We start from the raw sequence: 16754 nt of genomic DNA, 5'->3' as shown, positions 1-16754 counted from the left end.
TTACTCCTCCAATCCCCTTTTCCTGCGGACGATCTCTTCGATTCTATCGAGCACCTCAGCAGGCAAGGACGGCACCTCATGTTCCGCCAACAGTTCTTTCGCCCGTTCGTTCGCCAATTCACCGAAGGTCCTGGCGCCTCCCAGCTCCCAGTTGTCCAGGTTTTCCCTGTTCAGCACATGGGTATTGATGCGGTTCTGGCGGAAATGCTTCAGGGTATGCTCTTCTCCGATAAAATTGCCGCCCGGGCCCACCGCTTTAATGACATCGACCGCCAGCGTTTCGGTATTGACTTCAATGCCGTTTAGGTAATATTTCACATTATTAACCGTCTCATCACATAGGACAAGCATCTCCATTGAGGAAATGAGACCAATCCCGATATAGCCCGCATCATGAATCAGATTACCCCCGGCCAGTCCGGCAATCAAAAGGTTGAACCCGGCTTCCATCCCGGCCTGTTGGTCAAACACATGCGCATCGCTGCAGCCAGCGGTCGTAAATGTGGGCAGGTTGTAGTGCTGGCCGATCTTGACCAGGGCCGTGCAGCCCAGGTCTCGTTCCGGCGAGCCGTAGGAACAGATGAAAGTTCTCAAATCCATGGGCGGGGTGCCGCCGCCGTAGATGAAAGGCGCTCCTCTTCGCTTCAACTGATGAACCACCAGCCCGGACAACTGCTCCGCATTGGCCACGACCAAAGAACCGGCCGGAGTTACCGGGCCCGTTGCCCCACGCATCGTTGCCGGGACATAAATGACGGGAATTTCCTTTTCCGCGCAGGCCAACAGTTTTTCCACCGCTTCCTTGGAATGCATCAGAGGGGAAGACGGCTCCGCGTATAAGGCCAGAAAGGGCTTCCTGCGCAATTCCCGTTCACCCCCGGCCACCAAGGCGGATATCTCGTGGATGTCCAATAGTCCTTGCTTATCATGCGCCGTGAAGACAATGGGCTTAGTTGTATTCGTAACCATTGCCAGATACTGATAGACGTCGGAAGACTCTTTAGGAGTGTCCGAAGCCAGGCCTAACGACATAATGAAATTGATGTGCTCCAAAGCATCAGCAAGCTTTGCGGCATTTCCCACATCTTCATTGGTCGCCAAACGTCTCTTGCCAGTCTCCAAATCGATCGTGTACGGCGTATCCGAACCGCTCCCATAATAAATTCTGCCCTTTTCCAGAACGCAAGCCGCTTCCCCTTGACGATTATACAACGTCACTGATTTTGGCGCGCTCGCCAACGCCTCCTGCACCATCCAAACCGGAATCCTTACCCTGTTGCCTTCGACGTCGGCGCCGGAGCCCTTCAATAACACCAGAGCTTCCTCTTCGTAGACATCTACTCCGACCGTTTGCAGGACTTGTAATGTCGCGGAATGAATTTCTTCTATTTGGTCTTCCGACAACAAATTCAAGCCCACCGTTGTTTGGCTCGCCATATTGACTTTCACGCCTGTATCCTCCTAGTTACAAAATAATTTTAATGCAAAACTTGTTCCTTCAAAATAGAGATAATTGCAAAAACCGTGCCATAAATAGTCTAGAAAAAACAAGGGGTCTCGGCCTGGCTGCTATGTCGGCAAACAAGGTTTTCCGGCCCCTTGTCCTTGAAGATAATCTTTCCATCGCTTGAGGGGGAATGTCCGGGACAAAATCAGGTGCAAAATTGGCTGCAAAAAGAAAACCAGTGCAACATTAGTTTGCACTGGTTTTTGCTCTCTCTTGTTGTACCTCTTGTACCTTCCTCACTTCCGGAATTGCTCCACCTCAATCCCCAGCTTTTTCACACGGTATTGGAGGCTTTGCCGGAGGATGCCCAACTCTTTAGCGGCCCGGTTTATGTTGCCCCGATGCTTCTTAAGGGCCTCCACGATAATATTGTTCTCCGCACTGAGAAGGGATGAATTTAGCCGCGGTCCTGAACCGCCTTCCGACGCAGCGGGCAAGGGTGTGGTTTTTCCCACCTGAGCTTTTAGATAAGCAGGTAAATGCTCATAGGTCAGCCACTTCTCTTCTCCCGTCAAATAGATCATACTTTCAACGGTATTTTCCAACTCGCGGATGTTACCAGACCAGCGATAATGCAGCAATAAACGTGCCAAATCGGGATCCATCTTCTTCAGGTCATTGCGCGGAGAATGTTTTTTAATAAAATATTCGATGAGCAGCGGAATATCTCCGGTGCGTTCACGCAAGGGCGGCAAATAGAGCGAAATTACAGAAAGCCGGTAAAATAAATCTTCACGGAGCAAATGTTTTTGCAGACATGTCAAAGGGTCCACGTTAATCGAACTAATAATCCGGCAGCGCAAGGGGCTTTCCGTCACACTTCCCACCTTCCGAAAACTCCGCTCCTGAACGGCCCGCAAAAGTTTCGCCTGTAAACCGATACTCATAGAACTGATCTCATCCAGATAGAGCGTGCCGTCGGCCGCATATTCACATAAACCGACCGTTGGAACAGCGCCGGTATACGCCCCTTTGACCGCTCCAAACAGCATGGTCTCCAGGAGGTTCTCCGGTATGGCCGCACAGTTAATTGCCACAAAAGGCTGTGCCCGCCATGGGCTTCCGTTATGAATACTTTGCACCAGAAGCTCCTTTCCGGTGCCGGTCTCTCCGTAAATTAAAATGTTCGCCGAAGTCAGCATGGCCCGCTGCGCTGCTCGGACGACTTCCTGCATGGGCTTGCTCTTGCCCACAATATGAGCGAAATTGTAAGTTGCGCTTTTGGGGACTTTGCGGCCATCCGTCTTCGGGTTTTCCTCCGCCTCGCTGTCCATGCCTTGAAGCTGCATCGTACGTATCAACATCTCTTTCATGTGGGTGGTTTCCCGGCAAACCGAATAAACTGCCAATAATTCACCATTCTCGATAATCGGGACGGTACTGGCCACGGAATGGACTTCCACACCGTTTTGCGTAAAATATTTTTGAAAACTTTCCGGTATCGGCCGAGAGGTTTGAGAAACCTGCAGATGTTCACTGTCTCCGGGAGATTGGCGGTAAAGCTCCGTAACGTGTTTTCCTATCGCTTCCCTGGGATCAATGCCTTCGAGCACAGCCAATTCCTGATTATAAAAAATAACACGTCCGCCGGGATCCGTGACCAGGACACCCTCATGAATCGTATTTAGGATCTTTTCATAGATGGCAACTTTTCGCCGCAATTCTTCTTCCCGAGTCTTGGGGCAGATAAGTACCCGGTACCCTCCCGTTTCTTCGGGCAGGCGTTTCGTCTGTAATGTATACCACCGGCCCCGCCAGCTTACCGTCGCAGGTTCCCGGTAAGAAGGCAGCGCTGCAGCGGGTATGCCCAAAACCTCCGGACGCGTTTCTGAAAACTCGACATACTGATTCGCGTTTATGGAACTGGACTGCAAACGCAAAAACCGGTCAAAGTTTAGAACCGCAGGTCTTTTCCCAACGCATAAACTTACACTGCGCCGATACTTCATACTCGCCCACCTCTTAACCGTCCTGCTTCTTTCCGCCTCATTCACAGTACCTGAGATACTTAGCGAAGCCGCTTCAGCACTTCTTCTCGCACCGTTCCCGCAAGCAGCCGTCCTTCCGCTTGCAGAGCCTGACACATCTGGAGAAGCTTTTCCTTAAGGCCTGTGTCCTTAACGGCAAGCCGCTGAAAAAGCCTCTTGAGCACGGTCAAAAACTTCTTCTTCCGGGCCAAGCAAGCGGCGCAGGAAGTGAACTCGTTCAGCTAAAGCTGAACATCGCCGCTCCTCAAGGAAACGGAGACTGGGAACCGCGGCAGCTATTTCTTCTAATCTGAGGCCTTCTTGAACCCCTCGCCCGCCATCTTTTCCTTGATCTGCGCCAGCACTTCATTACTCATGCCATAGCAGTGCTCAGCCGCCGGAAACTTGCGCCCGGCCACGTCGTCCATGTAAGCCCGCAGACCGTCCTTCATGACCTGGTTCAGGTTGGCATATTGTTTAACGAATTTCGCCACATGTCCGCCAAAGAAACCCAAGGCATCATGGACCACAAGGACTTGACCGTCGGTGTACGCGCCGGCCCCTATGCCGATGGTCGGTATGTCAACCTGCCCGGTGATCAACTCTCCCAACTGCTCCGGAATCGCCTCCAACACCAGGGCAAAGGCTCCCGCCTCCTCCAGGATCTTGGCATCTTCGATCAGACGAACGGCCCCGCTGAGATCCCTGCCCTGAGCCCTGAATCCCCCCAAAGCCGAGACAGACTGGGGAGTCAAACCGATATGTCCCATGACCGGGATACCCGCTTTCGTGATCGCCCGGACCCGATCGGCCATTTCCCGGCCGCCTTCCAGCTTAATCCCGTCCACGCGCGCTTCTTTCATAAGCCGGCCGGCATTCAGAATTGCCTCTTCGACCGAAACCTGGTAGGACAGGAAAGGCATGTCCCCAATGACAAAACTATGAGGAGCGCCGCGTTTCACGGCCTCCGCATGGAGCAGCATCTGTTCCATGGTCACTGAGATCGTCCCAGTGTAGCCGTAAACCGTCATCCCCAGGGAATCCCCGCAGAGGATCATGTCGATCCCCAATTCGTCCTCGATTTGTGCAGTCGGAAAATCGTAAGCGGTCAGCATGGTAAGGGGCTCACCCGCAGCTTTTTTCTCTTTCAACCCTGCAATTGTCATAACTTTCCGTGTCCTCAAAGCATCTTCACCGTAAGGCATACTTAATTCCTCCCACATCCATTCAATCCCCCGCTGCCGTTTCTCAGATGAGAAGGGCCTGCCGGCCCCCGGCAGGCCCTTCTCCGGCAAACCGAAAAAGAAACCCGCCAAGGTACCGGTTAACTTGGCTTGTCCCCCCGGTATAGCCGCGGGGACCCCAAAAGAAACCTGACAATGTACCGGTTAACTTCGCTCGCCGTCCGGCGCTGCCCGGTCCGCATCCTGATGGTGATCGTGAAATGTATAGGCTAATTCCTGCCTGAGGTACCCTTGCCCCCCCGCTGCCACTTTTCGAAAGAGCGAGGCAAGCCTCGCTCTTTCTCCGTCCGGCTCATACTTTCTTGTCGCCTAACGCACTGTACAAACCCGCCTTAACGGGGTCGGCGCCATGAAACCCTTGGACTCCCTGTGTTGATGCGATTCATGAGATCCTCCTGAGATGTGATTCCCTTTTTGTTTAAAAACCTCTGCAAACCGAGCGGCATAGCAGCTCCGGCGCCGACAGGTCCACCCTCGGTCACATTGCCCGCAGCCGCCTCTGCCCCGGCAGTCCCTTGGAATCTAGTCCGGCCCAGAAACATCATTGAACACCTCCTCTTTATTAGGTTATTCCTGGGTGTTCTGTAATGTTTCTCCTTAATCAGGCCCCGTTTTCACGTCCACCGGACCAGAGCGTGAAAAGGTCAACGAGCAAACAGGATGAGGCCTTCATGGATCGATCCAGGCGCCGGTAGATACGCCCTCCCCACCACTGCCCGGCAAAATAGGCGCCTACCAAAACCGGATAAGTGGTCCAGTGCCAGCCTAAGCGAAAATAAATACGCATGAAAATAACGAAAGGGACCGGCAAGTGTACCGACAAGAACCAGGGGCGGGAAAACTTGCGAACGCTCGCCCGCCAATAACCGAAAGGCAAATTGAAAAGGATCACGGCCGAAACTACACCAAACCAGAGAATAGCCACCGAAAACATTTCCGACCGGACGATAACCATCACTCCCCTCTATAACGCCGACAAGGGCACTGAAAACTGGGCCGGCGCCGCAATTGCGCCACTGGGTCAATTTTTCACCGCCCCTTGTTTACCTTATATTAGAGGGACCGGAGGAAGCCTGTCAAGGCCTTTGAGAAGAACCGCCCGGACAGGTGCCGCTTCAACTCCTTGAATCTTCAAGGGAAAAGCGCAAAGAATGTACTCGCCCGCCTCCACATCTCCTAACCTGAGACCTTCCAGGATGATGATGCCTCCCCCGAGGAGAATTTTGTGGGTTTCGTGTCCGGGCTGGGATCTTTCGATACCTAAAGCATCTATTCCAACCCCGGCTACTTCTTTTTCCTTCAAATATGCCGCCCCATCCCGGTCCAAATAGACAAACTCCGGATCAAAGGCATTAAGCGACGAGTTCCGGGTCTTGAAAAGCAGAAAATCCCCGGCCTTGATCGCGTGTTCCGCGCAGTCTTTGCTTGAGATTTTGTCATTCACCCCCGTCAAATCGAGCACCCGGCAGTTCACCAGGAATCGCTCGAGATCGATGCTGTCAACCGTCCCTCCTCCTTCAATCATGTGCAGTGGTGCATCCAGATGAGTTCCGGTATGCATGTCCAAGCAGAGAGAAGACTCATATGCTTTCCCGCCCCGGCTGAACGCCTCATTAACCCGAAAGAGAGGTCTCTTTTCTGCTTTATTTTTATAAACGGTCATACCCGGAGCAATCGTCATCGAGATGTCATATATCTCCACAGCTATCCCTCCCCTTTTCCTGGTCCTTTCTCTTCTTAATCCTTTCTCCTCCCGATCCTTGCTCTTCCTGGTCCTTTCTCTTCCTGATCCTTGCTTTTCCTGATCCTTGCTCCTTTAGATCTTTTCTCTTCCCGATCTTTTCTCTTCCCGTCCATTTTCTTCCTGATCCTTGCTTTTCCTGATCCTTCCTGCTTTCGCCCTTGCTCAGACTGCACCCGTTCCTCGCCCGCTCCGCTAACTTCCGAGTTCACTTCCGCAGACGGTTTCTCCACTTCCCCGTCCCTTTCATCCAACCGTGAGACTCCCACTTCTGCAAGTGGGAGCGGTTACCCGTTGCTTCGGTGGGGGTAGACTCAGCCTTCGGCCGTCATTGTCCACCGGACAATGACGCCTTCGCCGCGAAGCGTAATTTTGGGATAGGCGGCTTCGGCGAAACTCTCCACTGGAGACTTTCGTCACCGAAGTCTCGATGTTCAACTTTAGTTGAACGAGTTCACTTCCGAACATATTCCCCCGCTTCTCCGGCCGCTCCCTTCGCCTCCCACTCCGCTTCCCCTCCGCTCCTCTCACTCCTGCGCGCATTTTCCACGCCTGCTACGGCTCCCCCCGCTTTCTCATCTTGCTTCCCTCTCTCATCCCCCGGGTGACCACCAAGCCCTGCCGTCCCGCGCCAGAAGTTCTCCGGCCGCGGCCGGCCCCCAGGTGCCGGCCGGATAAGGAACCGGTGAAGATATCCTTTGATCCTCCCCCCAGGTTTGCGCTATTTGGTCAACAAACTTCCAGGAGTATTCGACTTCATCCCAGCGGGTAAAGAGGGTGGGATCCCCGCGCATCACATCCAGAAGCAACTTTTCGTAAGCCTCCGGGGAATTATTTTCAAAGTCGCAGTTCTGACAAAAATCCATTTTGACCGGGGAAATACTCGGATCCATCCCCGGTTTTTTGGCATTGAACTGAAAATACACCCCTTCTTTAGGCTGAATGCGAATAATTAAAATGTTAGGCTCCAGCTCCCCATGTTCCTTGACGTAGAGGATTGGCGGGAGAGCCTTAAATTGGACGATAACATCGGTAGACTTGGCGCGCAGGCGTTTACCCGTCCTAATATAGAAAGGCACCCCGGCCCAACGAAAATTATCGATCTCAACTTTGAGTGCGAGGAAAGTTTCCGTGTCTGAGGAAGGAGATATCCCCTTTTCCTCACGGTAAGCGGCCACCTGCCCGCCCTCAATCCGACCCGGGCCGTACTGTCCGCGCACGACATCCCCTGCCACCCTCTCCGGCGCCAAAGCTCGAAGTGAACGCAAGACCTTAACTTTTTCGTCCCGAACCGCCTCCGTAGTTAAACTAACCGGTGGTTCCATTCCGGTGAGGGTGAGGAGCTGCAGCAAGTGGTTTTGCAGCATGTCCCGCAGAGCCCCCGCTTGTTCATAATATCCGGCCCTGTTTTCCACCCCCACCGTCTCCGTGGCCGAAATTTGGACATTATCAACGTATTTGTTATTCCAAACTGCCTCAAAGAGCGGATTGGCAAAGCGTAAAACCATGATATTTTGGATCATCTCTTTGCCAAGGTAATGATCGATCCGAAAAGTGTTCTTTTCCGAAAAGACGGCCGTGATTTTGCGGTTAAGAACCCTGGCCGTAGCCAGATCGCGGCCGAAAGGTTTTTCAATGACAACCCTTTGCCAACCCTGCCCGCTGCGATTCCGCACGAGGCCATTGGCATAAAGTTTCTCGACAATTACCCCAAAATACTCCGGAGCCACAGCCAAATAATAAATCCGGTTTCCACCCGTCTGATAAGCCGCATCCGTTTGCTCCAGAAATTCTCTCAACACCCGGTATCCCCGCTCATCCTGAAAATCAAACCGGCGGTAAAAGATCCTCTCTTGTAATTCCGCCCAGGTGTCAGCCCGCAGATTCTCTCCTACAGCCTGGCGCAAAGCCGGATAGAGATTTTTCCTGAACTCCTGGTCTGAGAGCTGCCGCCGCCCCACGCCGATCACAGCAAAGTGCTGTGGCAGCGAATCCTTCGCTTTTAGGTTGTGCAGAGCCGGTATCAACTTGCGGGACGTTAAATCCCCCGTGCCCCCGAAAATTACCAAAACCGCCTCGACAGGCTGCAACCCGGCCAATCGCCTCACCCCTCACCCTTCGTTCCTCAGAGTTTCCATGCTTATAGGATGCGGATTTCAAGGCAAAATTAGTCGGGGCACAACCACTTTCCCGGGGCGATTGATTCCCCCCTGAATTAATCCGGAGGAAGGCGGCAGGCAAAGTTTCTTCAAGTTTCTCACGAAAAAGAGGGTTTCCGCGGGATACGGCGAAATTTTCTCTTCAGGAACCTGCCCCGAATTCATCTAAAACCCATGATAGACCCCTATGTCTCCAGATTAGGTGATTAGGCTTAGGCTTATCATTCGCATGATTGTAGGACTTTTTTCGATTACGCGGACCTTGGTTTTTCCTGCTAAGAGAAAAGGGAACCCCCGCAAGTCAGGCAGAATTATTTAGGAGGCGAACTGAAATCCATGCACTACGACCCATTGTTCTACCCCTATGCTTCGCGCCGGACCACAGTCTATGCCCGTAACGGAATGGTGGCAACTTCACAGCCTCTGGCCGCCCAAGCCGGCCTGGAGGTTCTCCGCCGGGGCGGCAATGCCATTGACGCGGCCGTCGCTGCCGCAACAACCCTGACCGTCGTCGAACCGACCTCCAACGGGATCGGCGGCGACGCTTTCGCTCTCCTGTGGGCCAAGGGGAAACTCTACGGCTTAAATGCCAGCGGTCCCGCCCCGCACAAGCTGTCGGCCCAAACCCTCACGGCCAAAGGCTGGCGCGAAATCCCCAAACACGGCTGGCTTCCGGTAACCGTTCCCGGGGCGCCGGCCGCCTGGGCAGAGCTCTCGCGGCGTTTCGGGCGCTTACCCTTGGCAGATGTCATGCAACCGGCCGTCACTTATGCCGATGAAGGCTACCCCATTTCGCCGACACTCGGCTATCAATGGTCTGCAGCTTTTGACACCTATCGCCGGGAACTCAAAGGGGATGAATTTAAGTCTTGGTTTGAGACTTTCGCACCCAGGGGCCGCGCGCCCAAAATCGGCGAGATCTGGCGTTCGCCGGACCACGCCCGGACTTTGCGGCTGATCGCCGAAACCGAAGCCGAGACTTTTTACCGGGGGACTCTGGCTGAAAAAATTGATGATTTTTCCCGACAGCAGGGAGGATACCTGCGTCTGGAGGATTTGGCCGCCTTCCGGCCGGAATGGGCAGAACCCATCAAGGTCGACTACAGGGGCTATCAGGTCTGGGAAATACCCCCGAACGGACACGGCCTGGTAGCCTTAATGGCGCTCAACATCCTGAACGGCCTGGACCTGCCGGAGAAGGACAGCGCCGAGCGTTATCACTTGTGCGTTGAGGCCATGAAGCTGGCCTACGCGGACGGCCGTAAATTTATCGCCGAACCCGGGAGTATGCGAGTGCGGGTCAAGGACCTCCTTTCCCCCGCCTATGCGGAGGAAAGAAGAAAGCTCATCGGTCGGGAAGCCTTGGAACCGGAGCCCGGCCGGCTGCCTCAGGGGGGAACTGTCTACCTGGCCACCGCGGACAAGGAAGGCAACATGGTCTCTTACATTCAGAGCAATTACATGGGCTTCGGCTCCGGCCTGGTGGTACCCGGCACAGGCATCAGCCTCCACAACCGCGGCTGTAACTTCAGTTTGGAACCGGACCATGCCAACGTCCTGGCACCCGGCAAGCGCCCCTACCACACCATCATCCCCGGTTTTCTCACCCGCGGCGGCTCTGCCGTCGGTCCTTTTGGTGTAATGGGAGGATTCATGCAACCCCAGGGCCATCTCCAGGTTATGGTAAACGCCCTGGACTTCCATCTCAACCCCCAGGCCGCTTTGGATGCGCCGCGCTGGCAATGGCTTGAAGGCAAAACGGTCGAACTCGAACACTCTGTTCCCGAACACACTGCCGAAAGTTTGGCCCGGCGGGGTCACAGGATTGTCCGTCCCCTGGGGTCGGGAAGTTTCGGCCGCGGACAAATCATCTGGCGGAATGAAGACGGCGTCTTGGCCGGTGCCGCCGAACCCCGCACGGACGGACAAGTAGCGGCCTGGTAAGTCCGGGATCGGCAAACCGGGGAGCGCCGTATGAGAATCCGCTAATCAGAGAACGACGCATCCGCAATCGACACATGAGAACCGATGAGTCCAAGAACGACAAGCAAAGATCGACATGAAAATCGATAAATCAGGGATGAAAAGCCCGTGGCGACACAACGTCACGGGCTTAAGATACATCGGATACCCAAAGTTATCAGGCTCGCCGCTTCAGCCGCGAAACTCTGAATCTCCCCCTGGCCAAAGCCTGGCTTTAGCCAGGGGGTTCTAAGAACCTATCGTTGACTGCGCTCTGCTTGGCTCTCGTCCAGCACTCAGAACCGGCACTGGGTGCTGGATCGAAAGAGGCAGGGATGGCCCTGCCTCTCGCAAGTCGTTGTGAATTTCTTCACGCCGCCCGCAGAAGCGATTCCGCACCTGACCAAGCCTTACAAGACTTGGCCGCATGGTAACGCTAAACACCGCCTTGTCCGCGCGGCGGCGGGACGACCGCTTAGGAACCGCTTTGGCCCAGCATCAGTGCCCTGACCAAACCGTAGGCAGCGTCAGCCCGGGTCATCACATGAGTGGGAGCAAAAGTGCCGCCGGTAATGTTAAACAGGCCAATTCCTTTGGCTAAAGCGGCATAGCCGGTGAAGTCCTTGCTCACGTCGGAATAAGGGGCTTGATAAATCCCCTGGAGTTGGGCAACCGGTTCCAATTTCAAATAGCGGATCATCCACTTGGTGAACTCTTCCCGGTTGACCGTCGCCCCCGCTTGCAAATCCTGCTTGAGCCATCCCTGTTGTTGAGCGGTCTTGATAATATCCTGGTCTGTCGCCGCATTGTAGGGCATCGGCCCGCCGTACCCGTTTTTCAAAAACAGCATGGCCTTGAACAAAGAACCCGCCGTGATCGACTCATCCGGGTGAAACAGGTTCCCATACCCGCCAAAAACCCCGGCCTGTCCGAGAAGGGCGATCTCTTTTGCGGCAAAACTGTCGGCAATGTCCGTAAAGTGATGTGCTCTCGGCATCTGCGAGGCCGGCTGACCGTTCCAGCCCAAGAATTCACCAGTTTTGGCATCCAGCATATTGCTCGCCGGGGTTCCGCCTGCGGGCGTCGGTTGATAAACCAAGTGAATCCCAGGCGGATGATCGCCGGCACCCGGATTGAAGACCTGGACGTACATGAGCTTAAGCGGCTCAGCCTTGAGAAAATCCTCGCTCACCTGCCGAGCAGTCAATATACCGGTGACCGGAGGAAAGTTAAGCTTAGCCCAGTTAAAATTATAGTTAATGATTTTCTGACTCACCGTGTCCACTGAGATATTAATACCATTGGCTCGATAGGGAATACCGTTGACAAGCCGATAATAATTGAACATCTGCACCCCGTTATTGATCTCGGGTCCGCCCGGACCGGCGGGGAAATCGGAGTCCGCAAGTTTTATCTCCGCAAAATGGCCCGGTTCAATTTTCTTGATGAAACTTTCCGCCACGGCTTGGGCCTGGGTTCTGTCGATAACAGGCTTGCCCTCTCCCGGTCCCGGATAAGGGAGATTAAAACCCAGGAGTTCGCCCGTGACGGCATCGACCCGGGCAAACATAAACTGTGCCTGGCCCGGAGTCGTAATTTTGCCCCCGCTCCAGTTCAAGTTCCAGACCGGGTTCCCGCCGGACATATTATCCGTAGTTAAGTTGGCACTGCGCAGAATCAGGGAGTCCGGCACACTGACCCAACGTTTGACCGCGGCGACCGCCTCGTTCTGGCTGATTAATTTGGCGTTCTCGGCGACCGCGCTTTGTTCCAACGGAGTGAGGGGTACGGTAAATGAGCCTCCGAATCCTTGGTTCGGCATTCCGCCAAAACCGCCCTTCCAGCCGGCATACATACCCGGGAAACCCGTCTTGACCGGCTCCCCTGTTAAGGCGTCAATCGCTCCGCCCTGGTAGGCATTGTTTAAAGCGTATACAAGCTGCACGACAGTCTTCTGCCCGGCGGCCAGGGGCCCGAAGGGGGGAGGGGTAAAATACTCGAGGGTCAACATCGGGTTGTTGAGAAAACTCGCTTGAGCCTTACTCGGCGAAATAACTCCGGTCGCCGACGGTATCCCGCTCAGGGGAGCCCAATTGAGCGAATAGCCTTGGATGTCCCCGTTTAAGCTATTCACCCTTACCCAGACTCCGTTGTCCGGAAAAGGAATGCCGTGGACAAGGCGCTGCCAGCGAACACTATAGCTGGTCTGGCCATAAGTGTTGAGGGGAATCACCTGATCGTCCATAGGCATCAGCCCAAGTTCAGCCATTTTGCTGCCGTCCAAACGCTGCACGAGTTTTTGTGCGATCGCCTGCGCGGCATCCGGCTGAATTTTAGGAATCTGCACGGACGGCCCCGGTTGATTAGTTCCCTTCCAGTTGTTCATGTTCAGGATTTCTCCGCTCTTGGCATCCACTTGAGCGGAGAATTGTCCGCCCGGCTGACCCGGGGAACTCCAATTAAGTGACCAAGTTTCGGTTTGATTGTACATGTTCAGCCCGGACGAAAACTGGGTGTCTTCAGCCGGAATCGTAAAGTTGTCCTTGACAATGCCGATCGCCTTGGTCAACGAAACCGCCGGATCCGGCATAGTCTGGCTCGCGTTCCCTGGAGCGGCCGGCCCGGCGGGGACCGTCCCCCCGGCCACAAAACCCAATCCCCCCGCCAAAGCAAAACTCGGGAAAACCAACTGCCACAGGAGAACGGAAACCGCCGGCAAAGCCAAATAGCGCTTTGCGGCGTGACTCCCCTTAGTGAAAAACACCGCCATCATCCTCCCTCATGTTCCTGATCGTGTGAATCTTCTTCCTTCCTGGACGTTCGCTTCTTCTCTGTCTTTCCTGATCGTTTGAATCTTCGCTCCTTTTGCTGGATAGTTCCAATTCCTTTCTTCTTCCGAGCGTTGTCATCTTCTTTGCTTTTTTCCTGATCGTTCGAATCCTCTTCCTTTTCTCCCGGCTCTTTAGGCTCTCGCTCGCCTTAGTCTTTGCTTTCCTGACTCGGGACGCCCGGCCGGGATATGTTTGCTGCCTGCCCGCCCCTCGAGAACCGCGCCGGGAACTTGGAACCTCAGCGGGGCAACCCCCCGCTGCCAGGTCAGAGCACCGTTTTTTAATTTTCCCTACGCATCCCTCCTTTGAGTCTAAAACCCAAAGCCGGTCAATCTCGCGCGGGACCCGTCAGATTCCCGCCCACCGGGCTGGGGGATTCTCCTTCCCGGAAAGGCGGATTCCCCCTTACAGTATATAGACGTTTCAAGGGGAGAAAAAGTGGCGCCCGAAATAAACAACCCCCGGCAAAAGTTTTCTTTTCCGTTCGTCCTGAAACTCTCTCCTTCCTCTCGAGCCGACAGCCAGAGCCAACCCTCAGTACGGAAGAGTTCCCGCCCAGAACCAGAATACACCAGACTCCCTAGACAAACCTTTACGAATTGGTTAACAATTGGTTAATAAAGGTTACAAGTCACGGAATCCCAGGGAGTGCTCTGCCCGAGTCAAAACCGACCCGGGCAGAGATTCGCTTATTTCAGGGCAAACATCAAAATCCTGCGGCTATCCCGGCACTGTCAAGTGTTCTGGAGTCAACGAGCGGCTCTGAAGTCCAAAGGGCGCTCCTCCAGATAGAGCTTAAACAAAACCTGGGTTCCCCGCTCGTTGGCCCCCTGGGCCGCCAGTTTGTCATACAGAGACTTGGCAAGTTCCAGGCCGGGGGTCATCAGGCCCATTTCCCGGGCAGAATCCAGCGCAATCACCATATCTTTAATCATGTGTTTCACATAAAAGCCCGGTTCAAAGTCGCCGGCGATCATACGGGGAGCGAGGTTGCTCAGAGACCAGCTTCCGGCGGCGCCGCCGGCAATGCTCTTTAGCACGACTTCCGGATTCAAACCCGCTCTTACCGCATAAGCCATGGCCTCACAAACCCCGATCATGCCGGATGCAATAGCTATCTGGTTGCACATCTTGGTATGCTGGCCCGCACCCGCAGGCCCCTGGAGAACAATGTTCACACCCATAAGATTGAGGATAGGCAGGACAGCTTTAAAGTCTGCTTCCTCTCCGCCCGCCATGATGGCCAAACGGGCTTCCCTTGCGCCCACGTCCCCGCCGGAAACCGGTGCGTCCAGCGCCAACAGACCCTTAGCCCTGGCCTCGGCGAAAATCCGCCGGGCCAAAGACGGGGTGGAGGTCGTCATATCGATTAGGTAAGTGCCGGGTTTGGCCTCCCGGATAATCCCACCTTCTCCCAGGTAGATATCCTCCACATCCTGCGGATACCCGACCATCGTGATGATCACCCCGCACTCGGCCGCCAGTTCGCCGACGGTGTCTTTCCATTCGGCCCCCAAGCGGATGAGTTCATCTGTCCTGGCCTTCGTCCGGTTGAAGACTTTAACCCGATACCCCGCTTTGACCAAGTGACCGGCCATACTCTTTCCCATGACTCCGGTGCCGATAAAACCGATCGTGGTCTTCTCTTTGTCAAGTGTCATTCCGATATCCCCCTCAATCCTGGATTTTTCAGCCATAATTCCCCTGCAACAAGTCCGTAAAGCACTGTTGCGGAAAGAACACGACCAACCATGAATCTTCTGAGATCTTGCACAGCGTGCCGGGTACGCGGGGAGTGGCGGCCAAGTGCCGCCCTGTCAGGATTCCTCGGCCGTCCCGGTCCGCTTTCCGACCTCACGGTTAGGCTATCATTGAGCTTCCTTGCCGTCAAGAGGTCAACGGGGGCCCGGATGTGCCGAAACCCCATTCTCCCGGCGGTAAAGCCAAAATTCGTAGATAAAGACACAAACCAAAGTCCAGAGCAGGCTCACCACCCAGCCAGTGACCGTAGCACTTGGGGGGTGCAGCCGGAGATAAACCGGGCTCACCCCCAGAAGGGTGAGGAGGATGACTTCACCCGCCAGAATAAGACCCTGCCCGGACCACCCCCGTTCCCTGCCAAAAATGTAGCCCAGTACCGCATAAAAGCTGATCGCGCCCAACAAAAAGCCGGAGCTGGGCGCTTGCAAAGGGGTAAGGTCTTCCCAGACACTGAAATTCGCACCGCGAAAGATTAGTTGGAAGAGGCGGTCAATCAGGGTACCTCCACCCCAAGCCAAAATAAGGGGCAGTACAGGGCTCCAGTCCCGTTTGAGCTGACGGAAAACCAGAACGGCGGCCACGAACACCAGGGCAATCACAACGTGCGTCCCCAAAGCATTGACACCTTGCATAAACCTGATCACCGACGGGGGAGAACCGACCTCCAGCCACTCCACCACAAGCCTGTCAAACTGCCCCACCTCCTGCGCAACCAAATCCTGAATCAGACCGGCAAGGATGACAAAAAGTGTCACAAAACTAAGGCCACCCACTGTAACCGCAAAGCGCCGCTTTCCCAGGGACATGTATTTCTTTGTCCAACGTTTAAAGGCTTGATAGAGTCCGGCACTCCAAGAGACCCTATTCTTATAAAGCAGGTAAAAAGCTAAGGAGAGAAGAATTGCGCCTATCCCCATGAGCACTGCGTAGCGGTGAATGACAGGCAAGATCGTCTGCCAACGGCTGCCCAAAAGACGGCCAAGAAAAATAAAAGCAGCGGTCCAGAGAAGAGCCCCCAGATAGGCAAAAAAAGCAAAGCCGGGATAAGGCAAACCACTCAAGCCCGCAACGTAACCCGACAAGTGACGTACACCCGGAATAAAATATCCGGCCGTCAGAAGTTTTCCTCCCTGCCGCTGGTACCAGCGAAGAACTTTCTCCAGGCGCTCCCCCCCGGCATGCCTCTCCAGGTAAGCAAGCACCCTGTCGTGAAACAGGCGTCCGAGCCAATACGCCACCGTGATCCCGCTCATGCTCCCAAACGCCGCGGAAGCGACGGCCAGAACGGGATTGAGTTTCCCCGCATACGTGAGAAAGCCCACGTAAGTCATGATGAACTCGTCCGGCAGCGGAATACCCATAATCGACACGCCCAGAACCAAATACAATCCGTAATAGCCATAGTGCGCGATAAACAGGATCACTTGGGATGACATCCGCACCCGACTCCTTTTTGCCTAAAAGTTCCACAATCACCACGACACCAATCAGTGGGGCTAACGCACAGGCCAACCGGCTTAGAATAGGTCCGAAACCCTTCGCAAACCTGCGCTCCGGTCCCCGACGGGCAGGGGGCCGCTCC

General features: G+C 54.7%; 10 protein-coding genes. 1 reads left to right on the top strand and 9 read right to left on the bottom strand.

The features are described from left to right. The 6 genes from MNU25_RS05855 to zwf form a co-directional block, all read right to left on the bottom strand. Positions 1–1449 carry a trimethylamine methyltransferase family protein gene (locus MNU25_RS05855; protein ID WP_240984212.1) on the bottom strand — a complete coding sequence of 483 codons (1449 nt, stop codon included), beginning with the start codon at positions 1447–1449 and terminating at the stop codon, positions 1–3. A gap of 294 nt (positions 1450–1743) precedes the next feature. Then, positions 1744–3456 carry a sigma-54 interaction domain-containing protein gene (locus MNU25_RS05850; RefSeq protein ID WP_240984211.1) on the bottom strand — a complete coding sequence of 571 codons (1713 nt, stop codon included), beginning with the start codon at positions 3454–3456 and terminating at the stop codon, positions 1744–1746. A 323-nt stretch (positions 3457–3779) separates the two neighbouring features. Further along, positions 3780–4679: a 3-methyl-2-oxobutanoate hydroxymethyltransferase gene (gene panB / locus MNU25_RS05845; protein WP_240984210.1), complete on the bottom strand. Its 900-nt coding sequence runs from the start codon at positions 4677–4679 to the stop codon at positions 3780–3782. A 640-nt stretch (positions 4680–5319) separates the two neighbouring features. Further along, positions 5320–5673 (bottom strand): hypothetical protein, encoded by a 354-nt coding sequence (locus MNU25_RS05840; protein WP_240984209.1) that lies wholly within the window; start codon positions 5671–5673, stop codon positions 5320–5322. 93 nt (positions 5674–5766) lie between these two features. Further along, positions 5767–6420 (bottom strand): cyclase family protein, encoded by a 654-nt coding sequence (locus MNU25_RS05835; RefSeq protein ID WP_240984208.1) that lies wholly within the window; start codon positions 6418–6420, stop codon positions 5767–5769. Positions 6421–7052: 632 nt separating this feature from the next. Continuing rightward, entirely contained in the window at positions 7053–8558 is a 1506-nt protein-coding gene (zwf, locus tag MNU25_RS05830; RefSeq protein WP_240984207.1) for a glucose-6-phosphate dehydrogenase, read from the bottom strand. Positions 8559–8954: 396 nt separating this feature from the next. Here zwf and MNU25_RS05825 point away from each other — a divergent pair, with 396 nt between their 5' ends. Then, a complete protein-coding gene (locus MNU25_RS05825; protein WP_240984206.1) occupies positions 8955–10562 on the top strand; it encodes a gamma-glutamyltransferase family protein in 1608 nt (535 codons plus the stop codon). A gap of 493 nt (positions 10563–11055) precedes the next feature. Here the strand turns inward: MNU25_RS05825 and MNU25_RS05820 are convergent, their stop codons facing one another. From MNU25_RS05820 to MNU25_RS05810, 3 genes are all read right to left on the bottom strand, one after another. Further along, positions 11056–13344 (bottom strand): YcdB/YcdC domain-containing protein, encoded by a 2289-nt coding sequence (locus MNU25_RS05820; RefSeq protein WP_240984205.1) that lies wholly within the window; start codon positions 13342–13344, stop codon positions 11056–11058. Positions 13345–14160: 816 nt separating this feature from the next. Next, positions 14161–15072, bottom strand: coding sequence for an NAD(P)-dependent oxidoreductase (locus MNU25_RS05815; protein WP_240984204.1), 912 nt, complete (start codon positions 15070–15072; stop codon positions 14161–14163). Positions 15073–15306: 234 nt separating this feature from the next. Next, positions 15307–16608, bottom strand: coding sequence for a VTT domain-containing protein (locus MNU25_RS05810; protein ID WP_240984203.1), 1302 nt, complete (start codon positions 16606–16608; stop codon positions 15307–15309). Positions 16609–16754 lie beyond the last annotated feature (146 nt).

Source organism: Acididesulfobacillus acetoxydans (assembly GCF_902729405.1).
Lineage (GTDB): Bacteria > Bacillota > Desulfitobacteriia > Desulfitobacteriales > Desulfitobacteriaceae > Acididesulfobacillus > Acididesulfobacillus acetoxydans.
Note: the sequence above shows the minus strand (reverse complement) of the source record. Positions and strands in the feature narration are given on the sequence as shown.